At 36.1% G+C, this 7,129-nt stretch carries 8 protein-coding genes; all 8 read left to right on the forward strand.

Annotation, left to right across the window (positions count from 1 at the left end; all coding sequences use genetic code 11):
* A partial coding sequence (bamA, locus tag BZK14_RS03385) for an outer membrane protein assembly factor BamA (RefSeq protein WP_077925183.1) occupies positions 1-2,107 on the forward strand: 2,107 nt, incomplete at its 5' end.
* A 10-nt stretch (positions 2,108-2,117) separates the two neighbouring features.
* On the forward strand, positions 2,118-2,642 hold the full coding sequence (locus BZK14_RS03390) for an OmpH/Skp family outer membrane protein (RefSeq protein WP_245831140.1): 525 nt from the start codon (positions 2,118-2,120) through the stop codon (positions 2,640-2,642).
* A gap of 1 nt (position 2,643) precedes the next feature.
* Positions 2,644-3,678 (forward strand): UDP-3-O-(3-hydroxymyristoyl)glucosamine N-acyltransferase, encoded by a 1,035-nt coding sequence (gene lpxD / locus BZK14_RS03395; RefSeq protein WP_077925184.1) that lies wholly within the window; start codon positions 2,644-2,646, stop codon positions 3,676-3,678.
* A 15-nt stretch (positions 3,679-3,693) separates the two neighbouring features.
* Positions 3,694-4,149 carry a 3-hydroxyacyl-ACP dehydratase FabZ gene (gene fabZ / locus BZK14_RS03400; protein WP_143691302.1) on the forward strand — a complete coding sequence of 152 codons (456 nt, stop codon included), beginning with the start codon at positions 3,694-3,696 and terminating at the stop codon, positions 4,147-4,149.
* A gap of 27 nt (positions 4,150-4,176) precedes the next feature.
* On the forward strand, positions 4,177-4,968 hold the full coding sequence (lpxA, locus tag BZK14_RS03405; protein ID WP_077925186.1) for an acyl-ACP--UDP-N-acetylglucosamine O-acyltransferase: 792 nt from the start codon (positions 4,177-4,179) through the stop codon (positions 4,966-4,968).
* 6 nt (positions 4,969-4,974) lie between these two features.
* Positions 4,975-6,138, forward strand: a complete 1,164-nt coding sequence (lpxB, locus tag BZK14_RS03410; RefSeq protein ID WP_245831141.1) for a lipid-A-disaccharide synthase — start codon at positions 4,975-4,977, stop codon at positions 6,136-6,138.
* The gene (gene rnhB, locus BZK14_RS03415; protein ID WP_077925188.1) at positions 6,138-6,752 is read left to right on the forward strand and encodes a ribonuclease HII; all 615 of its coding nucleotides are present in this window, start codon (positions 6,138-6,140) and stop codon (positions 6,750-6,752) included. The genes lpxB and rnhB overlap by 1 nt, the downstream gene beginning before the upstream one ends.
* A gap of 43 nt (positions 6,753-6,795) precedes the next feature.
* Positions 6,796-7,129, forward strand: a 334-nt coding sequence (gene mlaD / locus BZK14_RS03420) for an outer membrane lipid asymmetry maintenance protein MlaD (RefSeq protein WP_077925189.1), incomplete at its 3' end; no start/stop codon positions are given.

Here is a 7,129-nt window from a genome sequence, read left to right on the forward strand (position 1 = left end):
TGACCGTGTTTTTGTCAATGGTAATAAAGATGTTGCGACAAAACAATTTAAAGAAATGCTTAAAATGGCTGGTTTTTCTGAAGGTAAGACTTATAGTGCGGCAAAATTAGCGTCAGTTAAGAATAATTTACTTAAAGCGTATGAAGAACGCGGTAAATATACTGCAAAAATAGATGTTAATGTTATTGAGTTACCTAGAAATCGTGTCAACATTGAATTAAACGTTTCTGAAGGTAAAACAGCAGAATTAGCAGAAATTTCATTTACAGGTAATGAGAATTATGGTGCAAGTAAGCTTAAGAAACAAATGCAGATCAAAGAATCTGGTTTGATGACTTTACTTACAAAATCTGATCGTTATGATTCTCGTCGTGTTAATGAGGATATGGAAAGTATTGAGAAATTTTACCAAGAACGAGGTTATATCAATGCTGAAGTCAATACAAATATTGCATCTGTAACACCTGACCAAGAAAAAATGTTTGTGGATATTAATGTTCACGAAGGTAATCGTTATCGTATTGAAGATTTTGAAGTTATTGGTAATACGCATGTTCCTTTTGAAGAATTAACAGCATTGGTAGAGCTTGATAAAGGTAAGTATTATAAAAAATCTAAAGTGGATGCAGCAGTTAAAGCAATTCAGGATCGTTTAGGTGATGATGGATATGCATTAGCACGTGTCAATGCAATTCCACAAGTGGATGAGGAAACGAAAACAGTTAAAATTCTATTTTCTGTCGATAATGGTGAAAAAATTTATGTTCGTCGTGTCAATATTGAAGGCAATGAGCGAACACAAGATGGTGTATTTCGTCGAGAAATCCGCCAAATGGAAGGTAGTCAGTTTATTTCTAGTGATGTAGATCGTTCAAAAATTCGTTTACAACGTTTACCTTATGTTGAAGAAGTAGAAGTTGTCACAAGCCAAGTAGACTCTGATTTAGTTGATTTGACGTATAAATTAAAAGAGAGAAGTGCTGGTAGTATTACTTTTGGTTTAAGTTACGGTATGGAATCTAAGTTTGGTTTTAATATCAGTTTTGATCAGCCCAATTTTATGGGAACAGGTAATCAGTTGACAGTTTCTGCGGAAACAGATGACGAATCTCAAACATTTAGTATCTCTTATACTAATCCATATTTCACAGACAGCGGTATCAGTGCTGGTGTTTCAGCTCATTACAGCAAGCAGAAGAATAAAAATGGTTATACTGCTGATTATTTGATGGATGGTTATGGTTTATCATTTAATTTTGGGTATCCATTGACAGAGTTTACAAGTATTGGTGCAAGTGTTGGTTATGATCGTGTTAACTTAAAAACAACACGAGATTCTCCTGTTGAAATTGTAGAAGCTTTAGGTGGAAGTTGTACGCTAAGTTCTCAATATTTTGGCTACTGCAATAGTTACGATAGTTGGAGTTATAATTGGACTGGTGCAAAGAAAACAAAAAATCTTTTTAGATTTAGTACAGGAATTAGCCGAGATACTCGAGATAAAACTGTATTTGCGACAGAGGGGTCCTTAAATTCTTTGAATATTTCAGGAACATTGCCGGGGTCAACAGATCAGTTTTATATTGTTTCAGCCAAACATAGTAGTTTTTATCCTTTATTAGATGGTGATGATTTCGTTTTAAATCTTAGAGGGGATTTGGCTAAGGGTTATGGTTATGGTAAAACATCTGGTTTGCCATTCTATGAGCGTTTTTATGCTGGTGGTTTAAGAACTGTACGTGGTTACCGTTCTGGTACATTAGGGCCAAGATATTTGAATGATCAAAGTGCTGGTGGTGATTTGCAAGTGAATGCTACAGCAGAATTAATTATGCGTGTACCAGGCTTTGCTGAAAGCAATAGTTTACGTTGGTCAATTTTCTTTGATGCAGGGCAAGTATATGGCTTGGGGCATAATGTGAAGAAAACTGATATAAATGTCGGTTATGATAAGTTTAAGACAAATAATTTGAGATATTCTGCTGGTGTGAGTATGGCTTGGTTCTCACCTATTGGACCTTTAGTTTTTTCCTATGCTAATCCAATTAAATCAAAATCATATGACCGTAAGCAAAAATTCCAGTTCTCGGTGGGTATTCCATTCTAATGGATAGAGTATGAGCTTAATGATCAATAAAACTAAAATGATACTGCGCATTTTTATATACAGTATCATTTTAAATTTTGCTACTGCACAGACATCAGATGTTCGTTACGGTGTTGTTGATATGGCCCGATTGGTGGAAGAGTATTCAATCATAAAAGGCGTGCAAAATATCTTGCAAGAAGAATTTGCAGTGAAAGATGAAGCATTAAGAACGCTGGGTTTAGAATTAAAGAAAGCGCAGGATAGCACGATTGAAATGGATTTAGCTGATAATGCACGTAAGGAACATGAACGGAAGTTGTTAAATTTAGATCGAGAGTATGCGCGTCTAGCAGCTGAATTCCGGCAAGATTATAATCTTCGGCGCAATGAAGAATTGTACAAAATGCAAAAAGAGATCACAGATACAATTTTAGAGTATGCTGAGAAAAATCAATATGATCTGATATTAGAATCAGGGATGATTTATGCATCAGATAAATTGCAGTTAACAGATGCAATTTTGGATGTTTTAAGACAGAAATTAGAGAAATAATATGCTATTGTCAGAAATTTTTACACATGTTGCTCAACATGTGAAGGATCTTGTATTACAAGGTGATCAAGCTTGTGAAATTCATAGATTGGCAACAATTCAAAATGCTCATCAAGGTGATATTGCTTTTATCAACAATGTTAAATATCGCCAATATTTAGAAGAAACAGAAGCATCAGTTGTAATTTTATCTCCTGATTTAGCAGAAGGATATAAAGGTAATGCATTAATTACTAAGAATCCTTATTTAGCTTGGGCATTTGTTTCTCATCTGTTTGATACGTGCAGATCAAGCTTGCCTAATCAAATTCATGCATCTGCAACTATTGCTGAGTCCGCAACCATTGGTGAAAATGTTTTCATTGGCGCAAATGTTGTCATTGAAGATCATGTAAAAATCGGTAGCAATAGCGTGATTAAAGCTGGTACTGTGATTGAAGAAAATACAGTGCTAGGTGAAGGATGTTTTATTTATCCAAATGTAACTATTTGCTATAACTGTGTTTTAGGTGATCGCGTAACTTTGCATCCTGGTGTTGTGATTGGAGCTGAAGGATTTGGTTTTGCACCTAGCTCTAAAGGTTATGTGAAAATTGCACAAGTAGGTCGTGTGATTTTATCTGATGATGTGGACATCGGTGCCAACAGTTGTATTGATCGTGGTGCGATTGAAGATACATTCGTTGGAAAAGGCACTAAGATAGATAACCATGTGCAATTAGGTCATAATGGTTTGGTGGGTGAAAATACTGTTATTTCAGGATTTACAGGCATTGCTGGCTCATGCACCATTGGTAATAATGTTGTGATTGGCGGTGGTGTTGGTATCAATGGTCATATTAAATTACACGATGGTGTAATGGTGACAGGCGATACAATGGTAACGCATTCATTAGTAGAACCAGGTGTTTATTCATCAGGAATGCCTGTGACAGATAATCGTACTTGGCGCAGAAATGTCGTACAATTACAGCAGATTGATAAACTCTATCGCCGTGTGAAGGCGTTAGAAAAGAAAATAGACTTTGAAGAATAAGGAAAAGGTGAGATTGTGTCTGAATCTAAAATTATTGATATCAACGAAATTATGAAGTATTTACCTCATCGTTATCCGTTTTTAATGATTGATAGAGTGTTGGATTATGTTCCTGGTGAAACATTAGTTGCACGAAAAAATGTAACTTATAATGAGCCTTATTTTACTGGCCATTTCCCAGTTAAGCCAATTATGCCTGGTGTGATGATCTTAGAAGCAATTGCACAAGCTACGGGTATTTTAGCATATAAAACTGCAGGAGAAGATGCGACGCCTAATTCAATTTATTACTTTGTCGGTATTGATAAAGCGCGCTTTAGAAAACCAGTAGAACCTGGTGATACTATGGAAATTGAAGTGAAATTTTTAAAGGCTCGCCGAGGTATTTGGTCTTTTTCGGGTGTTGCGAAAGTTGATGGCGTTGTTGTTTGTGAAGCAGAAGTCATGTGTATGCGTCAGGAGGCTTTTTAACTCTTATTTAGGTAAGGAGGTAAAGTTATGCCAAATGAAAATTTAATTCATCCTACAGCAATTATTCATGCAACAGCTAGTATTGATGAGAATGTAATGATTGGCCCCTTTTGTATTGTAGGGGCAAATAGTAAGATTGGTTCAGGTACTCAATTAATCTCACATGTAGTCATTGGTGATAATACAACGATAGGTAAAGATAATACTTTTTATCAGTTTGCTTCTATTGGTGAAGTACCGCAGGATAAGAAGTTTAAGTCAGGTGATTTCACTGAATTACATATTGGTGATCGCAATACCATTCGTGAGTATGTATCTATCAATCGAGGTACGATACAAGATGCCAGTTTAACCAAGATTGGTGATGATAATTGGATCATGGCAACTTGTCATATTGCACATGATTGTATTATTGGTTCACGAACAATATTTGCTAATGGCGCATCATTAGCAGGGCATGCGATTATCGAAGATGATGTGATTTTAGGTGGTTATTCTATGATCTATCAACGCTGTCGTGTCGGTGAAGGTGCTATTACAGGCTTTTCATCGGGGATTCATCGAGATGTTCCTCCATTCATTACAGCAGCAGGCTATCGTGCTGAACCTGCAGGTATTAACTCAGAAGGTTTGCGTCGTCGAGGTTTTGATGCAGATGCTATTTCTGCAACGAAAAAGGCATATAAAATTTTATATCGTCAAAACTTGCAACTGCAAGAAGCTATTGATGAAATTAAAGTATTAGCTGCTGATTTTCCTCATCTACAAAAGATGGTGGAATTTCTTGAAATTGATACTCAACGCGGCATTGTAAGGTAGGTTTATGTGAAAGAAATATCATCGTCCCCGACATTTATGATTGTTGCTGGTGAGTTATCTGGTGATATTTTAGGTGCTGGCTTAATCAAGGCTTTAAAGGTGGAGTTTCCGCATGCTGAATTTTTTGGTGTGGGTGGACCTTTAATGATTGCAGAAGGTTTTGAAAGCCTAGCACCCATAGAAACATTATCAGTGATGGGGCTTTTTGAAGTACTCATCCATTTGCCGAAGTTATTGCGCTTAAAAATGCAATTGGTTAAAGAGGCAGAAAACCGTATGCCAGTTGCATTTATTGGTGTTGATGCCCCTGATTTTAATTTAAAAGTTGCTCATTCTATTAAGCAGATTGGTATTACAACTTTTCATTATGTTTCACCATCAATTTGGGTATGGCGTGAAAAACGTATTTTTACGATTAAAAAGTCTGTAGATAAAGTTTTGTGTTTATTTCCATTCGAAGTGGATTTATATGCAAAGCATAAAATGGATGCTAGCTGTGTTGGGCATCGTTTAGCAGATGAAATTCCATTGTTACCTAACTCTGATTTGGCAAGACAAACTTTACAATTAACTGAAAAACGTAAAGTCTTAGCCTTATTACCAGGAAGTAGAGTAGGTGAAGTTTCAAGGTTGTTGAAGATTTTTGTTGAAACTGCTCAATTATTACTTTCTAAAGATCCAACATTGTCAATCATTATTCCTGCTGCAACAGATCATTTGTATGAAATTATTCAGCAAACGATAGATGAGCTACCTGCAGAATTTTCTCAATCTTTTATAATTTTAAAAGGTGATTCTCGCTTAGCAATGGAGGCATCTGATGTTGTTTTATTAGCATCTGGAACAGCAACATTGGAAGCAATGTTATTAAAAAAGCCTATGGTGGTGGCATATAAATTTTCTTCCATCACTGCTTATATTGCAAGAAAAGTTGTGCGTACGCCTTTCTTTTCTTTGCCAAATATTTTGGCGCGTAAACTATTAGTACCTGAAGTTTTTCAAGAGGATGTTGTGGCAGAGCGATTAGCTCCAATGGTTCTTGATGCATTTGATCAAACTAACGATCCAACTTTAATGGCAGAATATCTAAAGGTGCATGAGTCTTTAAGGCTTGATGCTGACAAGGCAGCCGCACAAGCCATTATTAATAAATTAGTAAAGTCAGTTTGATGCAATTCGAGCTATTTTCACAAGACCAAGATATTGTTTTAATTGCCGGTGTTGATGAGGCAGGGCGTGGTCCATTGTGTGGTGATGTTTATGCTGCTGCTGTTATTTTGGACAACCATCATGGTATTGAGGGTTTAACAGATTCTAAAAAGATTTCTGAAAAAAAGCGTTATATTATTGCAGAAGAGATTAAAAAAAAGGCTAAAGCTTGGTGTATTGCTTCTGCTTCTGTAGAAGAAATTGATCAGTTAAATATATTACAAGCGACATTTCTAGCCATGAAAAGAGCTGTGGATGGCTTATCTATACAGCCACAATTGATTCGTGTGGATGGTAATCAAAACCCAAAGTTTCCAGCGCACTTTCAGTGTGAGACAATTGTGAAAGGTGATTTGTTGCATGAAGAGATCAGTGCAGCTAGTATTTTAGCAAAAACAGCACGGGATTTATCTATGATTGAGCTGGATAAACAGTATCCTGATTATGGTTTTGCCAAGCATAAAGGCTATGGTACTAAAGTACACATGGAGGCTATTCAAACTTTAGGTGTATTAGACGTGCATCGAAGGAGTTTTTCTCCAATTCAAAAAGCATTGTCAATGCATAAAGTATAGAAACGTAGTAGAATAATCAAGATTTTGTAAAAGTGAGAGCATTATGAATAATATGCGAATGATGAATTTTGTTGTAGGTCTATTTGTGATTTTTGGTGTCGTTGCCTTAGTGTGGTTAGCCTTAACAGCAAGTAGTACTGATAGTCGTTTTGCTAAACAAATTACAGTATCTGCAGGGTTTGATAATGTTGGTTCTTTAAAGGTGAAAGCACCTGTAATGATTGGTGGTGTACGTGTTGGTCGCGTATCGCATATCTCCTTAGATCCTGAAGATTTTAAAGCAATCGTAGAAATGCGTTTAGATGAAAAATATGAAATTCCTAAAGATAGCGTTGCTATGATTTATACGGCGGGTTTAGTGGGTGAACAATATGTTG

It is taken from the genome of Wohlfahrtiimonas larvae, from assembly GCF_002006755.1.
GTDB lineage: Bacteria > Pseudomonadota > Gammaproteobacteria > Cardiobacteriales > Wohlfahrtiimonadaceae > Wohlfahrtiimonas > Wohlfahrtiimonas larvae.

Coding starts and splice junctions, on each gene's coding strand:
- lpxD (WP_077925184.1), top strand. CDS start 2,644: ATGCTATTGTCAGAAATTTTTACACATGTTGCTCAACATGTGAAGGAT.
- lpxA (WP_077925186.1), top strand. CDS start 4,177: ATGCCAAATGAAAATTTAATTCATCCTACAGCAATTATTCATGCAACA.
- BZK14_RS03390 (WP_245831140.1), top strand. CDS start 2,118: ATGAGCTTAATGATCAATAAAACTAAAATGATACTGCGCATTTTTATA.
- rnhB (WP_077925188.1), top strand. CDS start 6,138: ATGCAATTCGAGCTATTTTCACAAGACCAAGATATTGTTTTAATTGCC.